We start from the raw sequence: 25492 nt of genomic DNA, 5'->3' as shown, positions 1-25492 counted from the left end.
GGGGGTGCGCTCCGGCGCGCGCGATGACAGAATAGGTTTGAGAACGGCGGCTTTCGGTCGTCGCAACGGTTGGGAATAAGATGGGAAAAGTCACAGGCTTCCTCGAGATCGAGCGTGAGGACCGGAGCTTGGAGCCGGCCGCCGATCGCGTGCGCCATTATCGCGAGTTCGTGAAGCCTCTGCCCGAGGGCGAGGTGAAGGACCAGGCCGCGCGCTGCATGGATTGCGGCATCCCCTATTGCCATCAGGGCTGCCCGGTGAACAACCAGATCCCCGATTGGAACGACCTCGTCTATCACACGGACTGGCAGGAGGCGGCGCGCAACCTTCACTCGACCAACAATTTCCCGGAAGTGACGGGCCGCGTCTGCCCCGCCCCATGCGAGGCCGCCTGCACCCTGAACATCCATGACGACGCGGTGGCCATCAAATCGATCGAATGCGCCATTGCCGACAAGTCATTCGAAGAAGGCTGGGTCGAGCCGCAGCCGCCCGAGCACGAGACCGGCAAGAAGGTCGCCGTGATCGGCTCCGGCCCGTCCGGCATGGCCTGTGCTCAACAGCTTCGCCGCGTCGGTCACGAGGTCCATCTCTACGAGAAGAATGCTCAGCCCGGCGGCCTGCTGCGCTACGGCATTCCCGACTTCAAGATGGAGAAGCACATCATCGAGCGCCGCCACCAGCAGATGGAGGCGGAAGGCGTGGTGTTCCACCTGAACACCCATATCGGCAAAGACGTTGAGGCGAAGAAACTGCTGAGCGATTACGACGCAATCGTGCTCGCCGGCGGGTCCGAGTCGCCCCGCGATCTCCCCATCGAAGGCCGCGAGCTTGATGGCGTGCATTTCGCCATGGACTTCCTCACCCAGCAGAACCGCCGCGTGTCCAGCGAGGATCTGGGCGATGTTGAGCCCATTCTGGCCGACGGCAAGCATGTCGTCGTGATCGGCGGTGGCGACACCGGCTCCGACTGTATCGGCACCTCGTTCCGCCAAGGCGCGGTCTCCGTGACCCAGCTGGAGATCATGCCCATGCCGCCGATGCAGGAAGACAAGATGCTGACCTGGCCTCACTGGCCGCTCAAGTTCCGCACCTCCTCCAGCCAGGCGGAAGGCGCGGACCGCGACTTCAGCGTCTCCACCAAACGCTTCATCGGCGAGGACGGCAAGGTGACCACCCTGGAATGCCAGCGTCTCGATGAGGAGATGAAGCCCATCGAAGGCAGCGAGTTTCAGCTGAAGGCCGATCTCGTGCTGCTCGCCATGGGTTTCGTGCACCCGGTCAAGCAGGGCATGCTGGAAGCGCTTGGTCTTGAGCTGGATGGCCGCGGCAACGTGAAGGCCAACACGAACGACTATCAGACCTCCACCGACAAGATCTTCGCCGCCGGCGATATGCGCCGCGGCCAGTCTCTGGTCGTCTGGGCGATCCGCGAAGGCCGCCAGGCCGCCCACGCGGTCGACAAGTTCCTCATGGGCACCACGGACCTGCCGCGGTAGCAATCTCTGAACGTCATCACCGGGCTTGCCCCGGTGATCCAGCAATCCCGCTCTCGCGGTCCACGAAAAGTGCGTTGTTGGACGCCTGCTTTCGCGGGGGTGACAGCAGCACTTGCCGCTCGTCTAACGCCGTTCGCCTGGCATAGAGCTCGTGTAGGGGCCATCATCGGTCCGGCGCTTGGCCGTGATCGGGTCATCGCCTGCGCCGAACACCGCCGCCACGTCGGACCAGCTGGCATATTGCGCATCGAGCACCAGACCGCGCACCGAAGCCATCAGCCGTTTCGCTCCAACTCGCTCCATGGCATCATCCCAGCGCTCCGCCACCGGCAGGAGCGACCGGCCCAACCGGCTTTCTGCGAGATCTCGGGCGGTCGAGACAAGACCCTCGGAATTGAATACGGCGAGGAGTGCCGCCGCGATCAGAAGCGCCAGCAGGGCCGCCCGCCTCGCGGGGCTGCGGTCGGCGACCTCGCCGATGCGCTGGCCGACGGGCGGAATTGGCCGCGGCACAGCATCAGCGCTTTGAGTGCGGTCTGGCCCCTCCGCGGCAAGAACACGGTCCAGGAAGGATTTTCGGCGGAATGCGAGCGCGAAAGAGGACACGGGACTAACCTCCATCAGAACTGGAAATATATAAACGGCGCGACGCCCTCCGGCGCAATCGCCCAAATGAGGAGAATGCCGAACCCGAGCACCGCCCCGAGCGTGAGGGCGCTGCGGTCCTCCAGCCATGCGATCGCGCCGGGAAGCAGGTCCTCGGGTAGGAAATGGGCGGCGAGAGACACGGCTACCAGCGCCACTAGGAAGGGCGTCGCCATCTCCACTGGACCCGACCAGTCCACCAGCCCCTGAAGATAGAGCAGCGCATAGTCGAGGGACTCCGCCCTGAAGAAGATCCAGGCGAGACACACGACGTTGAAGGTGACGAGCACGCCGAACGCTCGGACGAGCGCCTCCCGGGAAGGCGCGCTGCCCCAGCCGGCGCTTACGGCCCCGCCGAAGCTGTCCCCGGCGACGACCCCCGATCCAGAGGCCGGTAGGACAGCAAGGATCATGCGCTCGATCACCAGGGCCACGCCATGGATCGCGCCCCAGATCAGGAACGTCCAGTTCGCGCCGTGCCAGAGCCCGCCAAGCACCATGGTGATCATGACGTTCCGGTAGGTCGTGACGGTGCCATGCCGGCTGCCCCCAAGGGGCTTGTAGAGATAGTCGCGCAGCCAGGTGGAAAGCGAGATGTGCCAACGTCGCCAGAACTCGCGCAGCGAGGCAGAGCGATAGGGCTGCAGGAAGTTCGGTTTGAAGTGATAACCGAGCAGCGCGGCGACCCCGATGGCGATATCGCTGTAACCCGAAAAGTCGCAATAGATCTGGATCGCGTAGCCATAGACGGCGAGCAGAAGATCGGGCCCGCTATAGGCGTCGGGCGCAAAGAACACATCGTCCACCAGCAGCGTCGCCAGGTAGTTGGCGATCACCATCTTCTTGAACAGGCCGAGCAGGATCAGCACGATGCCCTTGGCGACCATCTCCCGGTCGAGCTCAGGCTCCGCCTTCAGCTGCGGCAGGAAATCCGCCGCCCGCACGATGGGGCCGGCCACCAGCTGCGGAAAGAAGGAGATGTAGAGGAAAACGTCGAGCGGGTTCGTCTCGGCCGGAATCTCTTTGCGGTAGACATCGACCACATAGGAGATGCCCTGGAAGGTGAAGAAGGAGATGCCGATCGGCAGGATCACCTCCAGGAACGGCATGTCCCGGGCCATACCACCGCGGGCCAGAAGCTCGCCCAGTTGCTCCAGGAAGAAGCCGTAATACTTGAAGAAGCCCAGGATCCCGAGATTGATCGCCACGGCGATGGCCACCAGGATCTTCTTGTCGCGGTCCCCGCTTGCGACCGAGACCAGCCGTCCCGCCGCGTAGTTGATCAGCGAGCTGGCGGCGAGAAGACCGGCGAAGCGCCAGTCCCATGCGCCGTAGAACACGTAGCTCGCCGCCACCAGGAACGTCTTCCGCCCCTCCGGCCGGGCCCGCAGCTCCCAGGCGATGGCGAAAACCACCAGGAAGAAGGCGCCGAACTGGAGCGTGGGAAACAGCATGGCGGCTGACCTATAGCTTCGGCTCTGCTGGCGCCGCCGCGTCCGTCTCGCCGACACGGCCGGTCGGCGGCGGCGTGTTGCGATAGGTCTGGTAGCCGTCCATCAGATCGTCGACGATTGCCTGGGCGATCTTCTCCGATCCGAGATCGGAGAGATGCACGTGATCCGGCAGCGCCAATGCCGGCTCGGACTGGGCCCAGCGATGGATGCTGCAGGGCCCGCCCATCACCTCTTCCAGATCGAGATAAAGCGCGCCCTGCTTCTCCGCGGTCTCCTTCAGCACCTTGCGCACCTCGGCGAGCTTCGGCGGCGGATACCAACGCGCCAGCGCGTCCGACTTGCCGCTGAGGAACTCGTCGTAACGGCTAATCTCACCGGAGGTGAGCGGCGCGCAGCGTAGAGAAAGCGCATCGTCGAACTTCGCGTAAGTTGGGAGCTTCGCCCCATCGGTCGGCCCAAGGATCAGCAGGGTGGCATTGGGCAGGCTCGATCTGATCTTCGCGATAAGCCCTTCATATTCAGCCCGGTACGCCTCCATATCGAGCCCGTCCTGGAACCCCTCGTTCGTGCCATAGCCAACCACCACGAGTTGGGGCGAAAGTGCCTCGAGATCCTGCGCCACCAGGCGGTCGCTCCATCGCCGCGTCGTCAGCACCGATGCGCCGGGAATACCCAGATTGACGTAGCGGATGCCGGGCGTGTCCTGACCCGTGGCGATGCCCAGCACGGTGATCTTCCCCTCGCCCGTTGGCGCGATGGAAAGGCTCTTGCCGCCGCCCACCGATACGCGCAGCACGCCACGGTCCGCCGCTTGGGTATCGACCGTTTGCCGCTGATCCCCCTCTCCGATCACCGCCTTCCCCTGCCCCGGACCGACCAGGAAGCTCACTTCTGCGGATTGGTACGGCTTGTCGGCGCTCAGGCTGAGCGTGGCGTCGGGAGAAGAGGCGCTCAGGCTCACCCCCGTGATGCCGTAGGCGCCATCGTCGGTGAGGGAATTGGCCGCCTGCCAATCGCCCGTCTTGTCGAATGTGACCCCCTCGGCACGGTAGTAGGGAAAGGGGAAGCCCGGCATCATCAGGCCGCGCCCCGCATCGCCGAAGCGTGCCTGAAGGCGGCTGCGAATGTCCTTGGTGATCCGGTCGGCCGCGATATGGCTGTCGCCCAGGTGAAGCACCGTGACCGTCTCGTGGCCCTTGCCCGTCTCCAGTCCTAGAAGGGCATCGTAGAAGGAGCCGTCGCCGGTAACCGGCGGCAGGAGCCGATGGTCCTTGGCGTCGCGCGCTACTTGCAGGCCGGTGACGTCGACCCGTTCGCCACCGTTTCCATTGTCGAAGTAGCCGTTCTCCCCGTCCGGGGCCGCGACCTCGGTGGCGGGTCCGAAGATTTGCTGGACGGCCAGGAAGGTGACCGCGGTCAGGAGTGCGAAACCCAGCACCGCCGCGACGATGCCGCGGATGCGGCCCGCTCTCGGTCGGTCACTCTCATGCTGGGTCTGGCCGGCCATTCAGCGATCCCCTCCCGAGGCGTCGGCTCCCGATGGTCGCTATTGCATGGGCCAGCGGAAATCGTCGGCCCGGCCCTCCTTGGGCTTCAGCTGCTCGCCCTTGACGAGCACGCGGTAATAGGGCCGTTCGGCCAGCGGCAGCCGCGGCTTCGAGGAGACCATCGACAGGTCGCTCACCGCCGAGATGGAGCTCAGCGCCGTTAGACCGTTATCCAGCTGCGCGGCCACGGTCTGGCCCGCGGAACCGCCGCCGCCCTGGCCGCCGAGCGCCTCGGATTCCAGTACCGAATCCGACATCGCCGGCCGCAGCAGCGCGACCCCGCCGACCATGCTCTCTTCCATGCGCGGACCTTCGGGATCGTCCACCGCCTGATCGCCGCTCATGGGATTCTCTACCTCCCCGGAGGCGCCAGGCCGGATCGCCTCACCCGAGATGGCGTGTCCGCCATAGTTTTCCGGTGAGTCGCCACTTCCCTTGGAGATCTTGCGACCCATCACCCGCGCCTGCTCCTGCTCGCTCCCGGCCAGCGGAATATTACGCTCCGCCTTGGCGAGCTTCAGGTCGCGCCGGATTTCCTTCTCCACGAAATGAGCAAGCTTGAGATAGCCGCGCATGGTGAAATGCACGCCGTCATTGGCCCGCAAGCGGCGCTGCTGTCCCGTCATGTCGGGACCGTAGGCGCTGTAGCGGCCGGCCTCGTCGGTGAAGCCCGCCCAGGTCTCGATGAACTTCGTGCCGTAGATGAACGCCTTCTCGCGGAAGATGTCGTTCATCACCTCCGCGTCCTTATTGTCCTGGGCAGTCCGCATCACCGGCAGCCCGACCCAATAGGTGGCGATATTCTTCTCCCGCAGAGTGCGCAGGAATTGCTCGACCCGCTCCGAATAGACCTTCCGCCAGCCTTCCGAGCCCGGCTGATACCATTCCCCGTCCTGACGAATGTTCTGGGCATCATTGGCGCCGAACATCACCACGGCGATCTGGTACTTGCGCTCGCCCTCTAGGAGCTCGGGCAGCGCCTCGTTCCAGTTATAGCGATCGGTCCGGACAAGGCCCGTCGAGACCTTGGACTTCCGGACCACCTCCAGGTTCGTCTCGTCCTCGAAGCTGCGGTAGAGCCCCGACCAAAGCCCGTCGGCGAGGGAGTCGCCCACGACCAGTATCCGGTAGCGATCACCCTTGGGAAAGGGATCGACATAGCTGCGCTGAAAGCCGTTGCTGTTCTGGGCCATGCCGGACGAAAGCGCGGCAAAGCCGGAGATCAGCGAAATGGCGATAAATAACGCCGCCCCCGGGACCGGGCGCAGCGTGAAAACCGTTCGGAAATTGGACGCGATACGAAACATGATCGATCGGACCCCCGTTGGGCCCCCCTAATCGTTCCGAATTGGAACATGGCGAGCCGTGAAACACCGCAACGCCAAGCCACAATTCATATTGCATGCCGTACCCCGCTACAGGAGTTGTGAAGCAGATTGGGACCAGTTTGCAAGAGGGTAAGCGTGTCGCCTGACCCTAGGTGTCGGCCCGCAACATCTTCAGGAGCGTCATGCTCGGGAATCCGTCGACATTCAGCCCCTTCTGGCGCTGATAAGCCTTCACCGCCGACAGCGTCGCCGGCCCGATCACCCCGTCCACCTCGCCGTCCAGCAGCCCGACATGGAGCAGCCGTGTCTGCAGCTCCTTCCGCTGCTCCAGCGACAGATGGTTCTCGTCCGTGGGCCAGCTGTGGGCGAACGGGCCATACCCCATCAGCCGGTCGGCCAGATGCCCCACCGCCAGAGCGTAGGACGGCGCCTGGTTGTACCGCAGGATGACCCGGAAATTGTGCAGGGTCAGGAAGATCGGCCCGTTCTTGCCTTCCGGCGCGAAGAGGGCCGCCTGATCGTTCGGCCGCGGGAACGGCGCGCCATTGATACGGCGCACGCCCATCCGCTCCCACGTGGAGAGCGTCTTCAGGTTCTTGGCCCCGTAGGCACTGGTGTTCATGTTGCTTGGTACGGTGACCTCGTAGCCCCATGTGTGCCCGGGCCGCCAACCGGAAACCTTGAGATAAGCCGCCGTGGAGCCCAGCGCGTCCGGCAGGCTCTGCCAGATATTGCGCCGCCCATCCCCGTCGAAATCGACCGCATAGGCTTGGTAGGTCGTCGGAATGAACTGGGTGTGGCCCATGGCGCCGGCCCAGGAGCCAGACATGTACTGCCGGGAGACGTCTCCCCGCTGGAGGATCTTCAAGGCCTGGATGAGCTGCTGCCGGGCAAACTTCGCCTTCACTCCGCGATAGGCCAGCGTCGCAAGCGCCGCGATGACGTAATGCTCGCCGAGATTGTCGCCGTAGCTCGTCTCCACGCCCCAGATCGCCACCACGATATGGCGGTCCACGCCGTACTTGTTCTCGATCGCATCCAGCAGCGGCTTATGCTGGATCAGCATCTCGTGTCCGGTCTGGAGCCGCTTATCGGAGACCAGCCGGTCCACGTATTCGCCGACCGGACGCTTGTATTCCGGCTGATAGGTGGCGGATTCGATCACTTCCGCGTCGGGCGAGACCCCCTGGAAGGCACTGACATAGACATCCCGGCGGATGCCTGCGGCCTGTGCCGTCGGCCAGAAGCTCTCGACCCAAGCCTGAAAGCTCTGGGCGGCAGATGCCTGAACCGTGGAGCCGAGGAGGCTGACGGCGAAGAGGGAGGCGAGCATCGACGCGAGCAGGAGCCCGCGAAAGAAACTGCCTGATTCCGGGGATGTAGCCGTCGAACGAGGAATGATTCGCATGGTCGCGATTGTACCAAGCGCTCCCGGCAAAACATAGGCAAGCTGACGGCCCGAAGGTCACCTTCGAACGTCACCCCCGACCGTCACTGCTGACCGAGCACCGCGTCGACGATTTTCTTGCTCGGATAGCAGGTCAGCGGCGCTCCCGCCTTCTTCTCGTAGAGGCCGATGGCCTGACGCGTCTTGAAGCCCACCAGCCCGTCGACATTGCCCACGTCGTATCCGTAGCGCTTCACCAGCACTTCCTGGAACGCCAGCATTCTATCCCGGGTGAACCGGTCCACCGGCTTCCAGGCGCCCACGAACCCGGCCGGTGCGCCATACTCGATCATATCGGCAACCTTGCCCACGAAGAGCGCATAGACATCGGAGTTGTTGTATTTCTTCAGCACCGAGAAGTTCTCGGTCACGAGGAAGGCCGGCCCCTCCATGCCGGCGGGCAGGACGAGGAAGCCCTGGTTCTCGAGCTTCTCTTTCGGGAACGGCCGCCCCTTCACCCGGGTGATCCCCATATCGACCCAGTCGCCGAAGGAGCGTGTCTTGTCGGGTCCCTGCAGAGTGCAGTCGAACCCGGCCGGCAGATCGATCTCGTAGCCCCATTCCTGATCGCCGATCCAGCCCTGGCTGTGCAAGGAGTTTCCGGCCGAGGCGAGCGCATCGGGCACAGATTCCCAGATGTCCCGTTTGCCGTCCTGGTCGATATCGACCGCATATTTCAGGAAGTCGCTCGGCAGGAACTGAGTATGGCCCATGGCGCCGGCCCAGGAGGACCGCATCTCGCTTCGCGAAATATGCCCGTCCTGCAGGACCTTCAGTGCCTTGATGAATTCCTCGGTGAAGACCTCCGGGCGCCGTCCGAGAAAGGCCTGGGTCGCGATCGACTGCAACGCATCGTTCGGCAGCCGCACCGTGCCGAAATTGGTCTCCCGCCCCCAGATCGCGACGATGATGCTGCCCGGCACCTGATAGCGCTTCTGCACCTCGGTGAGCACCGTCTTGTACTGGTGGTATTGGGTCTTCCCCTGGGCCGCCAGGGCATTGAGATTGCTGATCTTGAAGTAGCGCTCAGGGGAATCGAACTCCGGCTGCCGGGCCGGCGCCTTTGGCTTCAGGCTTTGCGGCAGCCGTGGCCCGCCGAGATAGGCGGGATCGGGAAGCACCAGATGGGGCAGCGACCAGTCGAGGGTCAGCCCCTTCACCTCCCGTTCGAAGGTCTCGCGGCTGACGCCTTCGGCCTGGGCCTCTGGCCAGCGCGCCTGAAGCCACGCCTCGAACTGCTGCTCTACCGCGCGCTTATAGGCGGCCGCATCGTCGGCTGCCGAGGCGGCGACACTTGGCCCGAGCAGCCCGCCGGCCACAAAACCGATCAAGGCGATTCGCTTCCAAAATCCCATGCCGGCCAGTGTGCCGCCCTCCCTTCCCCATGGAAAGACGAAACGGCGCATCTGCGGCCGTCAGGACTGGGCGGCCATATCCTCGAGATGGCGCTCCCAGCGGAGCGCGTCGGCGACGATCTGATCGAGATCGTCCCGTTCCGGCGTCCAGCCGAGCACCTTGCCGATGCGCTCCACTCCGGCCACCAGCGCCGCCGGATCGCCGGGACGCCGCGGCCCCTGATCGACGGGGAAGTCGACGCCGGAGACCCGCTTGACCGCCTCGATCACCTGGAACACGGAATAGCCGTTACCGTAGCCGCAATTGATGACCTCCGACCGGCCGCCTTCGCGCAGATAGCGAAGGGCCGCCAGATGGGCCGCCACCAGATCGGAGACATGGATGTAGTCGCGGATGCACGTGCCGTCCGGCGTGGGATAGTCGGTGCCGAATACCTCCAGCTTTGGCCGCTGGCCCAGCGCCGCCTGCACCGCAACCTTGATCAGATGGGTCGCGCGCGGCGTTGATTGCCCGCTCCGGCCCTGACCGTCGGCCCCCGCGACGTTGAAATAGCGCAAGGCGACGTAGTTCAGGTCGAAGGCGAGCGCCGTGTCCCGCAGCATCATCTCGGTCATCAGCTTGGAGCTGCCGTAAGGCGAGATCGGGTTGAGGGACGCCTCTTCGGAGACCGGGTTCTCCTCCGGCATACCGTAGACGGCGGCGGTGGACGAGAAGATGAAATGCTTCACGCCTGCGTTCACCGCGCAATCGATCAGCGCCCGGGATTTGCAGGTGTTGTTGAGATAGTAGCCGAGCGGATCGGCCACGGAGTCCGGCACCACGATGGAACCGGCGAAATGGATGATCGCATCGACCTTCTCTCGCTCGATAAGATCGCGCACCAGGGCCTGGTCGCCGATATCGCCGACCACGAGCTTAGCCGGCTCGGCCACCGCCCAGGAGAAGCCGGTGGAGAGATTGTCGAGCACCACGACATCCTCCCCGGCATCGTTCAGCGCCAGCACCATGTGACTGCCAATATAGCCGGCACCGCCGGTCACGAGCACGCTCATCCGAAAATCTCCGATTGAAGAATTCGCCTCTTGATATCCGAAAGTGGTTGAAGGACGGTAGCCGCGCAGAATTTCTCCCCTGCTGCCCTCCTAACACGTATGAGGACTGAATGAGCGCCCCGGTTCGCAAGGCTGTGTTTCCCGTCGCCGGTCTCGGCACCCGCTTCCTGCCAGCCACCAAGCCATGCCGAAGGAGATGCTGACGGTGGTGGACCGCCCGCTCATCCAGCACGTCGTCGATGAGGCGATCGCCGCGGGCATCGAGCACCTGATCTTCGTGACCGGCCGCGGTAAGGGCGTCATCGAGGACCATTTCGACCGGAATTTCGAGCTCGACCGCACCTTGGCGGAGCGCGGCAAGAACGAAGCGCTCGCCCATCTCAACGACGAGCTGCCCCTGGCCGGCCAGACCAGCTTCACCCGCCAGCAGGACCCGCTTGGCCTCGGTCACGCCGTCTGGTGCGCCCGCGAGCTCGTCGGCAACGAACCGTTCGCGCTGATCCTTCCCGATGTTCTGGTCAAATCCGACGGCAAGGGCTGCCTCGCCCAGATGATGGATGTCTACGACGAGCACGGCGGCAACATCCTCGCCGTCGAGGAAGTGCCGAAAGAAGCCGTCTCCAGCTACGGCATCCTAAGCGTCGGCGAAGGCGACGGTAAGATCTTTCCCGTGGACGGCATGGTCGAGAAACCGGCCCCCGAAGACGCGCCGTCCAATCTGAGCATTCTCGGCCGCTACATCCTGCAGCCGGAGATCTTTGAGATCCTGTCCAATCAGGAAACCGGCGCAGGCGGCGAGATCCAGATCACCGACGCCATGCTGAAGCTGCTCCAGGATCAGCCCTTCCACGCCATCAAATGCGACGGCACCGCCTACGATTGCGGCTCCAAGATCGGATTCCTGGCTGCCAATGTCGCCTACGGGCTGGACCGCGAGGATCTGGCCGAGCAGTTCGAGGCGGAGATTCGCCGGCTCCTGCCGTAGGTCGAGCCTAGCTCGGTGTCATGCCCGGCCTTGTGCCGGGCATCCATAACCCTGAAGGTGTTCTTTCGACGGATCGGTGTTCGTGGATTGCCGGGACAAGCCCAGTAATGACTCGCTCAAACTTCACTTCCGCAGGCGCATGCCGACGGTGACGTCGTTGGACGTATAGTCCCCCGCCGGATCCGAGCTCGTGTAATCCGTATGCTCGTAGCTCGCCACCAGCGCCATGTTCCGGTTGAAGATGTATTCGGCCGTCACCCCTTCCCGCCATGACTCGTCGCTGAGGTCGGTGCCGATATAGTCGGCGGTATCGTAGGTGATGAAGCCGCCGAGGATCACGTTCTCCCGCAGCTCGTGGCTCAGGGTGGCCCCGTAGAACCGGCCGAATGCGCCCGCCGCATCGATCGCCGTGGTCTCGTCGAGATTCGTCCGGGCCTGCAGGCTCAACGATGTCAGCGGCGTGATCTGCCAGAGCACGTCGGCATTGAGCAGGAAGCCGTCGACCAGCTCGAAATCCTCGTCGATCGGATCCTGGACGCCATAGCCCATGCCCACCTCGCCGGTGATATTGCCGAACAGACCGAAGGCGAGACCCGCCTGAAGGCGATAGCCCTCCGAGCCGAGCTCGTTCCCGCCGGCGGAGAATTGCGCCTTGTAATCCCGCTTCACCAGTTGCGTATCGACGAAGCCCGTCATGTTCGGGTTGAATTCGTAGGAGCCTCTCAGCCCGATATCCTTCTCCACGTAGTCGCGATCGAGCGTGTTCGTCGGATCGTCCGGGTTCTCGCCGATCAGGACGATATTCGAATAGTCGTAATCGGTGACCGTGCCCTGCAGCGCCAGGCCCAGCCGGTTGAACCGGTGATTGGCGCCGGCAGTGAGATGCTGCTCGTCGAGATCGGAGCTGAACACGCCCGCATCGGGCAGGTTCTCCTGGCCACGGCCTTCTGCGACCTGGCTCTTCTCCAGCTCCAGCGTGAGATTGGTCTTGCGGGTCACGTCGAGACGCCCGTCGATCAGCGCCTGATAGTTGCGCGTGTTCTGGCTCTCGTAGTTCTGGTACCAGCTCCAGTCCCCGTTGAGATCGGCCGAAAGCGCATGTCGGCTCCAATTGGAGTCGAGGCGGAAATCCGGCTGCAGCTCCGGCGCCCAGTCCGATTGAGGGTTGTTTCGCGTGGCGAGCACATTGTCCGTCGCCGTGATGTCCGCCACCAGCTCCGAATAGAGGATGAAGCTGCCGATCCGGGTGCCGAGCGGCGCGTAAGGGTCTTCGTCCGGATTGGCAGCGCCGGGCGAGACGGGCACGCCGGGCGGCAGGGGCGCGCCGTCCATCCGCCCGCTCGAAAGCTGCGCAGCCTCCTTCACGATACGGTCGGCCTCCGACATGGTCGGTCCGTCCCCCAGCCGGCTGGCATCCACGCCGGTAGCAAGCTCGGCCGGCTCCGGCCCGTCGCCGAGCCCGCCCAGGGCGTCGCCTTCGGCATAGCCCGTATCGCCAAGCCCGGAATCGAGGGTCTGCCCGTCCTCCCCCGGGCCGACCAGCCCCATATCGCCAGTGACGTCGTCCGGCGCGGTCTCGTCGCTGCTGCCGGTATCGGGGGTGCCGGCCGCATAGGGATCTGTGATGGTTGCCCGGCCGCCGAAATAGCCTTCGGCGTCGTCCGCTTCCTCTTCCTGGACTTCAGGCGTGATGGGGCCGCGGAGCATGGGTGCGTCGTCGCTCTGCGCCAGGCAGGGCGCAGCGAAGCTCACGCTTATGAGCAATGCGACCGCGAGAGCGTCCGCAGCGCTGATATGAGGAGGACGCGGCAAGGACAAACCCTCGGGAATTGCTGCCGGAAAACGGTTGAAACCCGTCTCTCCGGACGTTGTCCTTCGACCGTAGCGGCCATAGAGTTAACGAGGCGTTTAGGCATGTTTCGCAATGGAGCGATTCCGGCAGCCTTAAGCCCGCCAAAATCGTGCTAGACCAATCGGGAAAGCAGCAGGAGAGAGCCAGTATGTCGGCGAGCCTCGGCCATAAAGGCGTGCCTGAAGGCCTCAGCGATCGGGGCGACGGGGAGCAGGTGCGCGACCTCCCCCACCAGGATATCCAGACCGACGCCATCGGCGCGGCCGCCCGCACTCTGGAACTGGAGGTTCAGGGACTGCGCGCCCTTGAAGCGGCGCTGCGCACCGATCTCGCCGATAGTTTTGCCGAAGCCGTCAAAGCCATCCGTGCCTGCCAGGGCCGCGTCATCGTCACCGGCATCGGCAAGAGCGGCCATATCGGTCTGAAGGTTGCCGCCACCCTCTCGTCCACCGGAACGCCCGCTTATTTTGTCCATCCGACCGAGGCAAGCCACGGCGACATGGGGATGATCACCGGCCAGGACATGATCCTCGCCTTCTCATGGTCGGGCGAGACCATCGAGCTGGGCAACATCGTTTCCTATTCCAGCCGCTTCGCCGTGCCGCTCATCGCAGTGACCTCGAACGCGGAAAGCACCCTCGCCGAGGCCGCCGAGATCGTCCTCGCCCTGCCCCAGGCCAAGGAAGCCTGCCCGCTGGGCCTGGCGCCCACCACCTCGACGACCATGCAGCTGGCGCTGGGCGACAGCCTCGCCATCGCGCTTCTGGAGAGCAAGGGCTTCACGGCGGGCGACTTCAAGATCTTCCATCCGGGCGGCAAGCTCGGTGCCAAGCTGAAATTCGTCTCAGACCTGATGCACAAGGAAGACCGGCTGCCCATCACCGCCGCCGAGACCCCCATGGCTGAGGCCCTGGTCGTCATGACCGAGAAGGCTTTCGGCTGTCTTGGTGTGGTGGATCAGTCGAACCGGCTCATCGGCATTATCACCGACGGCGATTTGCGCCGCCATATGGGTAATGGACTGTTGGAGTCCTGCGCCGGCGACATCATGACCGCCGATCCGAAGACGGTCGCGCCCGACACCATGAGCTCCGAGGCCCTCGCCATCATGAATATGAGCGATCGCCCCTTCACCGCGCTGTTCGTGGTGGAGAGCGGCAAGCCCGTGGGCATTATCCACATCCACGACCTGCTCCGCGCCGGCGTGGTTTAGGGCGCCAAGCGTTGTCCTCGGGCAAGCGAAACGCGACCCGAGGATCCAGCAACCGCCGGCAGCGCAAATCGAGCAGCCCAGGGCGTATTGGATTGCCGGGTCAAGCCCGGCAATGACAGGACGGATGCGCTGATCCCCTAAGACGCCATCGCTGCGATCGGCGGCGCCGGGCGGCGCAGACGGCTGAAGGACCGGCCGGCATTCGGCATCACATCCTTGCCGCCATAGGCCTGGGCCAGCTCGTTCGCCAGCGCCTTGAAGTGATAATGCTGCGCCATCTTGATCACGTAGACGAACAGGATATGCGGCTCCAGGCTGCGGCTCTTCATGATCCGCATGAGCTGCTTGCGGTAGCGGGCCCGCATCTCGTCGTCCTCCACCATGCGCAACAGCCGCGAAGCGACCACCGCGAAGCGGATATAGTTCAGCGTGGCGCGCTTGGCGAAGGCGAAAGGGTGCTTCCACCAATAGGGCAGATTGTGAATGACGAACTGGAAGCGCTCGTCGACGAACAACGAATCCAGCCGCTCGAAATAAGCCTCCTCCCCGTAGGACTTGCTCATCACCTCGACGAAGCCGTCGCGCAGCTCCTCCCGGCTCATACCCAGCGGGATGACGTTGGTGCCGTAACGCTCCGAGCCGTCGTCGTCGTTCAGGCGGTCCGCCTCCTTCAGGCGCTTGTAGAGCGGCGTCGTGGGGATGGCGTGCAGCATGCCGATCAGCGCCGCGGAGATGCGGGCATCCGAAAGGAACTTCGGCATGATCTGGAAGATGTCCTGCTTGTCGTGGTCGAAGCCCACGATCATGCCGCACCAGACATCGAGCCCGTGGTCCTGGATGCGGTGCACCCGGTCCAGCAGCGAGCCCGCATTGGGCCGGACGTTCTGGAGCTTCTTGGTTTCCTTGAGGGACTCTTCGTTCGGCGTCTCGATGCCGATGAAGACGCTCTGGAAGTTGGCAAGCCCCATTAGCTCCATCAACTCCTCGTCCTCGGCGAGGTCGAGTGACGCCTCGGTGAACAGGGTCAGCGGATAGGCCCGCTTCTGCTGCCACGCGATGATGTCCCGCAGGATCGGCTTGATGGCCTTCTTGTTGCCGATCAGATTGTCGTCGACGATGAAAACGATCTTCAGCCCGGCCTTCTCGAAGGATTCCAGCTCGGCGAGCACCTGGTCGGACGTCTTCAGCCGCGGCTTGCGCCCGAAGGTCACGATGATGTCGCAGAACTCGCAGGTGAACGGACAGCCGCGGGAGATCTGCATGCTCCCGAACATGTAGCGCTCGGCCTTGAGAAGCTCGACCCGCGGCAGCGGCAGGGTCGCGACATCCGTCTTCTCGGTCTGCTCGTAGCGCGTCTTGTAGGTGCCGTTCTCCCAGTCCTCGATAAACTGGGGCCAGGTGGTGTCCGCCTCGCCGACGAAGATCACGTCGCACAGCCCGTCGAGCTGCTCCGGCTCCACCGTGGCCATGGGACCGCCAACAACCGTCATCACGCCACGCTTGCGCACCTCCTCCAGGATCTCGCCGATGCGGCGTCCCTGGATGCTCATGCCAGTCAGGCAGACGAGATCCGCCCGGCCGAGCCTGTCGAAATCGATGTCCTCGACATTCTCGTCGACGACCTCGACATCATGGTGATCGGGAACGAGGGCAGCGAGCAGCCCGAGGCAGGCAACGGGCAGATTGGCCTTCTTGCCCAGCAGCCCCATGCAATGTTCCATCCCCCAGAAGGAGACGTCGAAGCGTGGATTGATGATTACGATGTCGGCCATTCGTCCTCCCAAATGCGAGGCGTTCGGTCGCTACCTCACGCTTATTAAATCCTGAAACCCATCCTCAGGTTGCAAGAGGCGAAATTACGGCGCCACCGTAACAGTTCTTAGGCCTGCCCGCTCTCTCCGGCTTTGGTAACGTAAAGGAGTGTTCCATCCGCCCCCGTGACCGTCACCTTCTCGCCGGCCGGCAGCTCGGGCCCCGACACCCGCCAGACGCTGTCGCCGATCCGCACGCTGCCCCGCCCGTCCTCGATGGGATCGACGAGGATGTAGGTCTTCCCCACGTGGCGGGTTGCCCGCAGGTTCAGGAGCGGGCGCTCGCTCGCCAGCGGATGGTTGCGGAGATAGCGTGCTGCCAGCCCCACGGCGATGAGCGAGAGCACGCCGAAAGCGATGAGCTGCCACTGCCAGGAGATGTCATAGCCGAAGGTGATGAGGCCGGTGATGGCGGCGGCCAGCCCGAACCACATGAAGAAGATTCCGGGCGCCGTGATCTCCAGCACGAACAGCGCCGCAGCCAGGATCATCCAGCCCCAGGGCCCGAACAAGAAATCATCCTCCATGGGGTCCTCCCTCTGCCCAGGCTCCGGTCCGACGGCTAGCGCTTCCGCGCTCCGCTCGTGGGCACGCCACCGTCCGCCGGAGGCGTTCCGCTGCCGCCGTTTCCGCCGAAGGCCTCGCGCGCGATCTCGCTCACTCCGGCAATGGAGCCAATCACCGATGCAGCCTCGACCGGAAGCATGAGAACCTTCTGGTTCTTCGCCGTCGCCAGCTCTTTCAGGGCCTCCACATATTTGTTGGCCACGAAGTAGTTGATTGCCTGCACGTTGCCCGCCGCGATCGCCTCGGAGACCATGGTCGTCGCCTTCGCTTCGGCCTCCGCCTCGCGCTCGCGCGCCTCGGCATCCCGGTAGGCCGCTTCGCGCCGGCCTTCTGCAGCCAGAATCTGCGCCTGCTTCTGGCCTTCCGCCTCCAGGATCTCGGATTGCCGCTCGCCTTCGGCGACCAGAATCGCGGCGCGCTTGTCGCGCTCGGCCTTCATCTGCCGCGCCATGGCATCCACCAGATCCCGTGGCGGCTCGATGTCCTTGATCTCTATACGGGTGATCTTCACCCCCCAGCTATGGGTCGCGTCGTCGACCACCCGCAGCAGCCGATGGTTGATCTCGTCGCGCTGGGACAGGAGCTCGTCGAGATCCATCCCGCCCATCACCGTACGGATATTGGTCATGGTGAGGTTCATCACCGCCAGCTCGAGGTCGGTGACCTCGTAGCTCGCCTGGGCGGCATCCAGCACCTGGAAGAAGCAGACCCCGTCGACCCGCACCATGGCGTTGTCGCGGGTGATCACCTCCTGGCTCGGCACCTCGGCGACCTGCTCCATCATGTTGATCTTGCGGCCGACCCTGTCGATGAAGGGGATGATGATGGTCAGGCCCGGCTGCAGGGTCCGCGTGTAGCGGCCGAACCGCTCGACGGTGTAGTTGTACCCCTGCGGAACCACCTTCACCCCCGCCAGAATGACGACGATGAAAAGGACGAGCAGAACGAGAACGAAGAGATTGAAGCCGAACATCGAAGGTCCTCCAGCGGCCGCGCGACACCATATGCCGGCCCGTTCGGAGGCGAACCTTAAGCCAAAAGTCGTGCAGGCTCGATAGAAATCCGGCGGTCGGCGCCGCTAGCGGACCCAGCCTTGAAGCTCGCGGTCGATCACCGCTTCCAGCACCCGCATGCCGTCGTCGCTGTCGTTGAGGCAAGGGATGAAGCTGAACTTCTCGCCGCCATGCTCCTCGAAGATCTCGCGGGCCTCGCCGTTGATCTCCTCAAGCGTCTCCACGCAATCGGCGACGAAGCCCGGCGTCATGATCGCCAGGCTCTTCACGCCTTCCTTGGCCAGCTCTTCCACCGTCTCGTCGGTGTAAGGCGTCAGCCACTCTTCCGGCCCGAAGCGGGACTGGAAGGTAAGGCGGAATTCGTGCTCGTCGAAACCGAGCGCCGCGCGCAAGGCGTCTGCCGTCTCCTTGCACTGCCCCTGATAGGGGTCACCCTTCTCGATATATTTCTTCGGTAGCCCGTGGAACGAGGCCAGGATCACCTCCGGGTCGTAATCCAGCCTGGCGAGATGATTGCGCACCGAATTGGCCAGCGCCTCGATATAGACGGGATCGGTCGGATAGGCGGGAACCGTGCGAACGGCCGGTTGGAAGCGCATCTGCTGCAGCGCTTCAAAAGCCTTGTCGTTGACCGTGGCCGTGGTCGGCGCCGCATATTGCGGATAGAGCGGAAACACCAGGAGACGGTCGCAGCCGGCGCTCGCCAGCGCATCGATCCGCGCGGCGATGGAGGGCGTGCCGTAACGCATCGCCCAGTCGACGACGATCTCCGGCATGCTCGCATACCGGATGGCGAGCTTCTCGGCCTGGTTGCGGGTGATCGTCCGCAGCGGCGATTCCCCCCGCTCGTTGTCCCAGATCGAAGCGTAGGCCTGTCCGCTCTTGGACGGGCGGACGGTCAGGATGATGCCGTTCAGCACAGGCCACCAGATCACCCGAGGGGTCTCGATCACGCGGCGGTCGGAGAGAAACTCCTTCAGGTAGCGCCGCATCGGCCAATAGGTCGTATCGTCGGGCGTGCCGAGATTTACGAGCAGCACGCCGATCCTTCCGCCGGGATGGCTCACACCTGGTCTTTCCGCCGCGAACTGGCAGGGCCCTGGCCTCTCAGTCATTCCTTGCAACCTTTGGGGACGCCTCGATCGGGCGTTCAATAAATTATTCTGGAACAGCGCACTAGGATCTCTCCGACTGCGCCGCAAGCCGCATTGCCTGCTTCATAATCTGCGCGTGATCGAACGCAAGATCAACGCTTTGCCAATCCTCGATCCACTCCGCCGAAGCGGCATCGTCGCCCGCCACCGGCACGGCATCATCGGTGAGCTCGGCGAGGAACGCGGCACTCACCGTGTGGCCCCGCGGATCCCGGCTCGGATCGGAGAACACGCCGATCAGCCGGAGCGGACCGACATCGAGTCCGACCTCCTCCTTCACTTCCCGGCGGCACCCGTCTTCGACGGTTTCGCCGATATCGACGAAGCCACCCGGCAGCGCGTACTCACCCTTATACGGCGGGTTCTTGCGGCGGATCAGCAGGACCCGGCCGGCCGCATCGAGGATGACGCAATCGGTGGTGAGAGCTGGCGTTTCGGGCATTCCCATAGGGGTAGCCATTTCAGAGCCCCCGCCCGCCGTCAACATGAGATGAGACGTCCGAGAGCGGCGCCGGAGATCGGACCCGCATCCGTATAAAAAGAAAGCCCGCCGAAGAGGCGAGCCGGTCTGCCATATTGGGAAGCTTAGCGGTCTTGGCGGGCCGCGAGCTGCCTCGCTTCCTTCAGGGCCATGCCCAGAAGGTAGGCGAGAAAATCCATGCCGCATTTTCGCGACGACTCGATCATCGGCACCAGCTGTTCGGCGATCTGACTTGCCGCCTGCCGAGAATCCGCCACGTCCCCCGATGGCTCGGGGTTCTTAGGACCCGCCATGTCACCCCTTGAATTTCACCCCTAGAGAATGCCGCGCGTCATACGGCGCAGCTTTTCTCATGTCCACGGCCAGCAATGGCCGCCCCCGATACGGACTGAATATCGCGTTAGTCCGTACACACGCTTTTTTACGTGTTGGGAGGCGCCATGCCAAACGAATTTTCAGGCCGCGGGAGGCGCGAAGCGCATGCTCGGATAAGGACTTGTGCGCCGAAAAACTTATCGAGCTTTAACGGCGGGGCGATGAGACGTAGCGCAGATAGGGTTTTTCCTCCCGCCAGCCCTCCGGATATTTCTTCTTGGCATCCTCGTTGGAAACCGACGGGACGATGATCACCTCGTCGCCGCTCTTCCAGTTCGCAGGTGTCGCAACCTGATGCTCCGAAGTGAGCTGCAGAGAGTCGATCACCCGCAGGATCTCATCGAAATTCCGGCCCGTGCTGGCAGGATAGGTCAAGGAGAGCTTGATCTTCTTGTCCGGCCCGATCACGAAGACCGAACGCACCGTGAGCGTGTCGGAAGCCTTCGGATGGATCATGCCGTAGAGGCCCGCGACCTTCCGGTCCGGATCGGCGATCAGCGGGAAATTCACCGCGGCGCCTTGAGTCTCCTCAATATCCTTCGACCACGCCTCGTGGGCATCCAGCGGATCGACGCTGAGACCGATCACCTTCACGTTGCGACGCTCGAATTCCGGTTTCAGCTTCGCCGTCGCGCCGAGCTCCGTCGTGCAGACCGGCGTGAAATTCTTCGGGTGCGAGAACAGAACGCCCCAGGAATCGCCGAGCCACTCGTGAAACCGGATCGGGCCTTCCGTGGTCTGGGCTTCGAAATCGGGGGCAGTATCGCCAAGCTGTAGAGCCATCTTAAATCTCCAAAGTAATGTTCGGCCCGTCCCGCTTTGCGGCGGCACGAGCTCGATCTTGAAACTCATGTAGAAATCGAGGGGGCGGCGTTTCAATCGCCCGCCCCGAAAAAGCAATCGGTTTCCGCAAACGGCGCATCCCGCGAAGGGGGAATGCTATCTATTTAGCAATCGCGCGATGGAACGGCCATCGCGTGTGAAAAGCGAAAAGCCGGAGAGCGGACTCCCCGGCTTTTCTCTAGCGCGTATTCGTTCTAGGCCGCCTGGCGCTTCTCGTGCCGGCCCTCCAGGACTTCCTCGATGATCTTGTCGCAGAAGGCGGGAAGGTCGTCGGGATTGCGGCTCGTGATCAGGGCCTGATGCACGGCCACCTTCTTGTCCACCCACTTAGCGCCGGCGTTCTTCACGTCGGTTGCGATGGAGTGATAGGACGTCATCTCCCGGCCCTCCGCGAGACCGGCTTCGATCAGCACCCAGGGTGCATGGCAGATCGCAGCCAGCGTCTTCTTCGTGTCGAAGAAATCGCGCACGAAATTTACGGCCGTCTCGTTGGCGCGGAGCAGGTCTGGGTTGATCTGGCCGCCGGGAATGACCAGCGCGGCATAATCTTCGACCTTGGCTTCGTCGACCGTCTTGTCGACGGAGACCGTGTTGCCGGACCAGTCCTTGCCCTTCCAGCCTTTGATCTCGCCTTTCTCAAGGGAGATGATCTCGATCTCGGCGCCAGCTTCGGCAAGCGTCTCTTTTGGCACCATCAGTTCCGACTCCTCGTAGCCGTCGGTTGCCAGGATGGCGATCTTCTTTCCATTGAGCTCGTTCATATGAAACCTCCTTGGAAAACAACGTGTCTCGGCGTTCTTGGGAGGTTAAACGCATGGCCCGCGCCCATTGTTTCGGCGGCGACGGCGTGGTTCATCGCCGCAATGCCGATGGGGGCCGGCCCAGAAAAAAGGCCGCCCGGGTGCGAACCGGACGGCCTTTCCGACCTTTACAAGGTCTACGGCTGGGGGGCCGGAAACTTTGGGGCTGCCCTTAGCCTTGCGCGAAACGTTGCCAGGTCACCACGACCTTCGTGCCGATCGGAACCCGCTGATAGAGATCGATCACGTCGCGGTTATACATGCGGATGCAGCCATGGGAGACCTCCTGGCCGACCGTCCAAGGGGCGTCGGTTCCGTGGATCCGGTAGAGGCTGCTGCCGAGATACATAGCCCGCGGCCCCAGCGGATTCCGTGGATGACCGCCCGGGACATAGGACGGCAGCGAGGGATTTTCCCGCCGCATATCCGCCGTCGGCGTCCAGCCCGGATTGACCTTCTTGGCCGTCACCTTCAGGACCCCTTGCCAGCGGGCTTCGGCCATGGGCGCGCCGATCGGATAGGAGATCGCCCGCGCATTGGGAAGCACGTAGTAGAGCTTCCGGTCGGTGAAGGAGACCAGGATGGTGCCGGGCTCGACCTGCGGCGTGAACGAAACGAGCCGCGCGCCGGAGCTGGCCTGGGTCGGCCGCTGCTGCGGCTCGAAGATGCTGAGGATGCCGGCATAGGAGAATGCCGGTGTGGAGCTCGCGCACAGAGCGAGCAGCGCGGCGCCGGTAAGCGCCGCACGACAGAAGACGATACGCATAACAAAACCCCGTCTTTAAACGCACACCTTCTTGCCACGATTTTGGTTTCCAGCCGGTTAAAGCCGTCCCCCTTCTGAGCAGAATCCGTTCGGTGAAGGGCTTGGCCGTTCAAAATTGCGGTTTTCTTATGCCGCCCTCCCGAGACCCCGATTGACTCCCGCCCCGACTCGAATGTAGAACAAAATAGGAACATTCGTTCGGAGTTGTCCCATGGCCCACAACCCAGACGGCGCAGAGAGGTCGAGCGTCACGTCGGCTGGCGTTGCCGAAGCAGGCGGGCGGGAGAAACACCTGATTGAGCGGCTGCGGTCCCTCATTCGCAAGCTCGAGCAGGTGCCCGTATCCTTCCATCACCACCCCCCCGCGACGGGTGCGGGAGCCGCACCGTCCGCCTGCTTCTCCTCTTCTTTTGCCGATAACGCCCCGCGAGACGAGACGGCCTTTCCGCCGCTTCATCGCCTGGGCGAGCCGGGATTGCATGAGCTGAAGCCCGCCGCCTATGGGGACATGCCGGCAGCCTTGGGCTTCGCGCTGGGTGCCTTGCGCTGCCAGGTGCGGGGGATCGAAGAGGATGCCCCGCTCCTCTGGTGCCTCACCGAGAACCAGCTGAAAGAGTGGGGCGCACCCTACGCCCCCGGCCTGCTCGGCTTCGGCCTCGATCCGGCGCGGCTTCTCATCGTCCGGGTGCGCACACCGAAGGACGCGGCCTGGACCTTGGAGGAAGGGCTGAAGAGCGGCGCGCTGGCCGGCCTGCTCGGTCAGGCGGAGATCGACAAGCCGGTCATGGCAAGGCGTCTGGGTCTCGCCGCCAAGCAGGGCGGCCTCCCTTGCCTGCTCCTGTCGGACCACCGGCAAGCGAGCCTGCCCGGCAGCCTCACCCGCTGGCGCATCGCCCCTGTCCTGAGCGGTCCCGAACCGTTCGACAAGCAAAGCCCCGGCCCGCCCCGCTGGCGCCTCACCCTGGAGCGGGCGAACGGAGAACCGCCCGGACAGAGCTGGATCTTGGAATGGAACCGTCATGCGTATGATTTCCGTCTGGCTGCCCCACTGGCCGATCGAACGGCTGAAACGGGAGCTGACCAGAAGCGCCGCTCCTCAAGCGGAGCGTAAGGCGCAGATCGACACAATTGACCGTCACCCCTTCGCGCTCATCGGAAGCGAAGGGCAGAAGCTGCTCATCACCGCGCTCAACGCGCCGGCCGAGCGTGCCGGTTTAAGCGAGGGCCAGGCTCTGGCCGATGCCCGTGCGATTTATCCGCAGCTGCTCACAATACCCGCCACACTCGAAAGAGACGCCGAGGCGCTTTTGGCCCTAGCCCGCTGGGCAGAGCGCTTCAGCCCCTGGCGCAACACCGCCGGCGCCGACGGTCTCTGGGTCGATGCCACCGGCGTGGCCCATCTCTTCGGAGGCGAAAAAGCGCTGCTTCAGGCCATGGAGCACGGCTTTGCCCGGCTTGGTCTGACCGCCCGTCTCGCCATGGCCGACACCCTCGGCGCCGCCTGGGCTGTTGCGCGGTTCGGCCCCGAGACGCTCTCCATGGTGCCGCCGGGCAAACAGGAGAAAGCGCTTGCGCCTCTTCCCGTCGAAGGCCTCCGCCTCAGCGAGGACGCCACCCGCCTCCTGCGGCGCCTGGGGCTGAAGCGCATCGGCCAGCTTTATGACCTGCCTCGAACGAGCCTGAAGCGCCGCTTCGCCTCCCGCGAGATCGCAGACGCCGTGCTGCGCCGTCTGGACCAGGCGCTGGGCCGTCACGACGAACGCGCCATCCCCCTGCTGAAAGATCCCCCGCAGACGGCGTACCTCTCCTTCGCCGAGCCTCTCATCACCCATGACGGGATAGTGGCCGCGCTCGCCGTTCTGGCGGGGGATCTCTGCGGGAAGCTGGCCGACGCCCATCTCGGCATGCGGCGCGTCGCCTTCCGCCTCACCCGGGCCGACGGCGGAACATCCATCGTTCGCGCCGGCTTCAGCGCGCCCTGCCGGGAGGCGCATCATCTCTGCGACCTGCTGGAGAAAAAGCTGGAAGGTCTCGATCTCGGCTTCGGCATCGACACGCTCCGGCTCGCCGCCTTTGCCCTGGAATCCCTGACGCCCCATCAGACGGCGCTGACCAAGGCCGCCAGCCGCGCCAATCTCGCGCCCCTCGCCGACCGGCTTGCGAACCGGCTGGGTCCCCGCGCCGTGCGCCGGCTGGAGCCCCGCCAGAGCCATCTGCCGGAACAGGCCCAGCGGGCACGCGTCCTCGGCAAACCTGAATCGCATAAGCCTGGATCAGATAAGCCTGGATCAGATAAGCCGATCCCCAAAGCTGCGGATATCCTGCGCGTGCTCGCCGCCAAACCGCCGCGCCCGGCCCTCTTTCTGCCCCGGCCCGAACCGCTCCAGGTGCTGGCGGAAATTCCCGAGGTCCGCCAGCCCGCTTCACCTGGCGTCGGGTCACCCGCCGCATCGTGAAGGCCGAAGGCCCGGAGCGCATCGCCCCGGAATGGTGGAAGGCACGGCCCTCTCCCCCACGGGGAGAGGGCGTGGTGAGGGGGTGACAACATATCCGTATCCTGATCCCCCTCACCCGAGCGCTGAAGCGCTCGACCTCTCCCCACAGGGGAGAGGTGAACCACGTTCACACCCAACAAAAAGCAATCTCACTCGCGACTACTACCGGGTCGAGGACGAGGAGGGCCGCCGCTACTGGGTTTATCGCGAAGGCCTCTATCAGGAGAGCGAGGACGGCGACCCCGCCTGGTATCTCCAGGGGGTCTTCCAGTGAGCGCACCTCACCATTCGCAGTCATCCCGGCGAAAGCGGGATCCAGCAACAACGGACTGGATACAAGCGGTTGGATTCCGGCTTGCGCCGGAATGACGGCGGTGGGGTAAGCTATGTCTTTGCCCCCCTATGCCGCGCTGGATGTCACCAGCAACTTCTCCTTCCTGGAGGGCGGCTCCCATCCCGAAGAGCTGGTGGCAACGGCAAAAGCCCTGGGTCTCGAAGCCATCGCAATCGCCGACCGCAACACCCTGGCCGGCGTCGCCCGCGGCCATCTCGCCGCCAGGGATATCGGCATGCGCTTCATCGTCGGCGCACGCCTCGACTTACAAGACGCGCCGAGCCTGCTCGCCTACCCAACCGACCGCGCCGCCTATGGCCGCCTCTGTCGCCTCCTCACAATCGGCCAGCGCCGCGCCGAGAAGGGCGATTGCATTCTTTACCTGGACGACGTCGCAGAACTCGCCGAAGGCTGATCTTCATTGCCCTCCCACCGGACGATTTTGCATTTGAAGAAGAGCGTGCCCCCGCCGAGC

The 25492-nt window shown here is 64.1% G+C and carries 23 protein-coding genes and 1 pseudogene; 7 read left to right on the top strand and 17 right to left on the bottom strand.

The window, feature by feature from the left end:
• Positions 1–80 precede the first annotated feature (80 nt).
• Positions 81–1499, top strand: coding sequence for a glutamate synthase subunit beta (locus tag A7A08_RS07230; RefSeq protein ID WP_069094841.1), 1419 nt, complete (start codon positions 81–83; stop codon positions 1497–1499).
• Positions 1500–1622: 123 nt separating this feature from the next.
• On the opposite strand, the gene A7A08_RS07225 is transcribed toward A7A08_RS07230, so the two are convergent.
• The 7 genes from A7A08_RS07225 to galE form a co-directional block, all read right to left on the bottom strand.
• Positions 1623–2105, bottom strand: a complete 483-nt coding sequence (locus tag A7A08_RS07225; RefSeq protein ID WP_141693893.1) for a hypothetical protein — start codon at positions 2103–2105, stop codon at positions 1623–1625.
• Positions 2106–2119: 14 nt separating this feature from the next.
• Positions 2120–3598 (bottom strand): MBOAT family O-acyltransferase, encoded by a 1479-nt coding sequence (locus A7A08_RS07220; protein ID WP_069094839.1) that lies wholly within the window; start codon positions 3596–3598, stop codon positions 2120–2122.
• Positions 3599–3608: 10 nt separating this feature from the next.
• Positions 3609–5105, bottom strand: a complete 1497-nt coding sequence (locus tag A7A08_RS07215) for a GDSL-type esterase/lipase family protein (protein WP_069094838.1) — start codon at positions 5103–5105, stop codon at positions 3609–3611.
• A 39-nt stretch (positions 5106–5144) separates the two neighbouring features.
• Entirely contained in the window at positions 5145–6452 is a 1308-nt protein-coding gene (locus A7A08_RS07210; RefSeq protein ID WP_069094837.1) for an SGNH/GDSL hydrolase family protein, read from the bottom strand.
• Positions 6453–6621: 169 nt separating this feature from the next.
• A complete protein-coding gene (locus tag A7A08_RS07205; protein WP_141693892.1) occupies positions 6622–7806 on the bottom strand; it encodes a lytic murein transglycosylase in 1185 nt (394 codons plus the stop codon).
• A gap of 158 nt (positions 7807–7964) precedes the next feature.
• Complete coding sequence (locus tag A7A08_RS07200) at positions 7965–9251, bottom strand: lytic murein transglycosylase (protein ID WP_169822950.1); 1287 nt, start codon at positions 9249–9251, stop codon at positions 7965–7967.
• An 84-nt stretch (positions 9252–9335) separates the two neighbouring features.
• Positions 9336–10328 carry a UDP-glucose 4-epimerase GalE gene (galE, locus tag A7A08_RS07195; protein ID WP_069094834.1) on the bottom strand — a complete coding sequence of 331 codons (993 nt, stop codon included), beginning with the start codon at positions 10326–10328 and terminating at the stop codon, positions 9336–9338.
• A gap of 110 nt (positions 10329–10438) precedes the next feature.
• Here galE and galU point away from each other — a divergent pair.
• Positions 10439–11313, top strand: a pseudogene (gene galU, locus A7A08_RS07190) (UTP--glucose-1-phosphate uridylyltransferase GalU).
• Positions 11314–11436: 123 nt separating this feature from the next.
• On the opposite strand, the gene A7A08_RS07185 reads toward galU, so the two are convergent.
• Positions 11437–13125, bottom strand: coding sequence for an outer membrane beta-barrel protein (locus A7A08_RS07185; protein WP_141693891.1), 1689 nt, complete (start codon positions 13123–13125; stop codon positions 11437–11439).
• Positions 13126–13313: 188 nt separating this feature from the next.
• Here A7A08_RS07185 and A7A08_RS07180 point away from each other — a divergent pair, with 188 nt between their 5' ends.
• Entirely contained in the window at positions 13314–14378 is a 1065-nt protein-coding gene (locus A7A08_RS07180; protein WP_083226544.1) for a KpsF/GutQ family sugar-phosphate isomerase, read from the top strand.
• Positions 14379–14515: 137 nt separating this feature from the next.
• Here the strand turns inward: A7A08_RS07180 and A7A08_RS07175 are convergent, their stop codons facing one another.
• The 9 genes from A7A08_RS07175 to A7A08_RS07135 all read right to left on the bottom strand — a co-directional run bounded on the left by A7A08_RS07175 (position 14516) and on the right by A7A08_RS07135 (position 22188).
• Positions 14516–16150, bottom strand: a complete 1635-nt coding sequence (locus A7A08_RS07175; RefSeq protein WP_069094832.1) for a B12-binding domain-containing radical SAM protein — start codon at positions 16148–16150, stop codon at positions 14516–14518.
• A gap of 107 nt (positions 16151–16257) precedes the next feature.
• Positions 16258–16716, bottom strand: coding sequence for an NfeD family protein (locus A7A08_RS07170; RefSeq protein ID WP_069094831.1), 459 nt, complete (start codon positions 16714–16716; stop codon positions 16258–16260).
• Positions 16717–16751: 35 nt separating this feature from the next.
• Positions 16752–17729: an SPFH domain-containing protein gene (locus A7A08_RS07165; RefSeq protein WP_069094830.1), complete on the bottom strand. Its 978-nt coding sequence runs from the start codon at positions 17727–17729 to the stop codon at positions 16752–16754.
• A 105-nt stretch (positions 17730–17834) separates the two neighbouring features.
• Positions 17835–18884, bottom strand: a complete 1050-nt coding sequence (gene hemH / locus A7A08_RS07160) for a ferrochelatase (protein WP_069094829.1) — start codon at positions 18882–18884, stop codon at positions 17835–17837.
• Positions 18885–18945: 61 nt separating this feature from the next.
• Complete coding sequence (locus A7A08_RS07155; RefSeq protein ID WP_208430592.1) at positions 18946–19383, bottom strand: NUDIX domain-containing protein; 438 nt, start codon at positions 19381–19383, stop codon at positions 18946–18948.
• 125 nt (positions 19384–19508) lie between these two features.
• Positions 19509–19697, bottom strand: coding sequence for a hypothetical protein (locus A7A08_RS07150; protein ID WP_069094828.1), 189 nt, complete (start codon positions 19695–19697; stop codon positions 19509–19511).
• 229 nt (positions 19698–19926) lie between these two features.
• Positions 19927–20562, bottom strand: coding sequence for a peroxiredoxin (locus A7A08_RS07145; protein WP_069094827.1), 636 nt, complete (start codon positions 20560–20562; stop codon positions 19927–19929).
• A gap of 254 nt (positions 20563–20816) precedes the next feature.
• Positions 20817–21383: a type 1 glutamine amidotransferase domain-containing protein gene (locus A7A08_RS07140; protein WP_069094826.1), complete on the bottom strand. Its 567-nt coding sequence runs from the start codon at positions 21381–21383 to the stop codon at positions 20817–20819.
• A gap of 211 nt (positions 21384–21594) precedes the next feature.
• Positions 21595–22188: a L,D-transpeptidase gene (locus tag A7A08_RS07135; RefSeq protein ID WP_069094825.1), complete on the bottom strand. Its 594-nt coding sequence runs from the start codon at positions 22186–22188 to the stop codon at positions 21595–21597.
• Between the two features lie 211 nt (positions 22189–22399).
• Between A7A08_RS07135 and A7A08_RS07130 the strand changes: the two genes are divergently transcribed.
• From A7A08_RS07130 to A7A08_RS07115, 4 genes are all read left to right on the top strand, one after another.
• Entirely contained in the window at positions 22400–23299 is a 900-nt protein-coding gene (locus A7A08_RS07130; RefSeq protein ID WP_069094824.1) for an ImuA family protein, read from the top strand.
• Positions 23208–24644 (top strand): Y-family DNA polymerase, encoded by a 1437-nt coding sequence (locus A7A08_RS07125; protein ID WP_083226543.1) that lies wholly within the window; start codon positions 23208–23210, stop codon positions 24642–24644. The genes A7A08_RS07130 and A7A08_RS07125 overlap by 92 nt, the downstream gene beginning before the upstream one ends.
• A gap of 82 nt (positions 24645–24726) precedes the next feature.
• Positions 24727–24957, top strand: a complete 231-nt coding sequence (locus tag A7A08_RS15940; RefSeq protein WP_141693890.1) for a hypothetical protein — start codon at positions 24727–24729, stop codon at positions 24955–24957.
• Between the two features lie 112 nt (positions 24958–25069).
• Entirely contained in the window at positions 25070–25432 is a 363-nt protein-coding gene (locus A7A08_RS07115; protein WP_069094821.1) for a PHP domain-containing protein, read from the top strand.
• Positions 25433–25492 lie beyond the last annotated feature (60 nt).

It is taken from the genome of Methyloligella halotolerans (assembly GCF_001708935.1).
Lineage (GTDB): Bacteria > Pseudomonadota > Alphaproteobacteria > Rhizobiales > Methyloligellaceae > Methyloligella > Methyloligella halotolerans.
The sequence above is the reverse complement of the archived record's forward strand: the minus strand, read 5'-3'. Positions and strand labels throughout refer to the sequence as shown.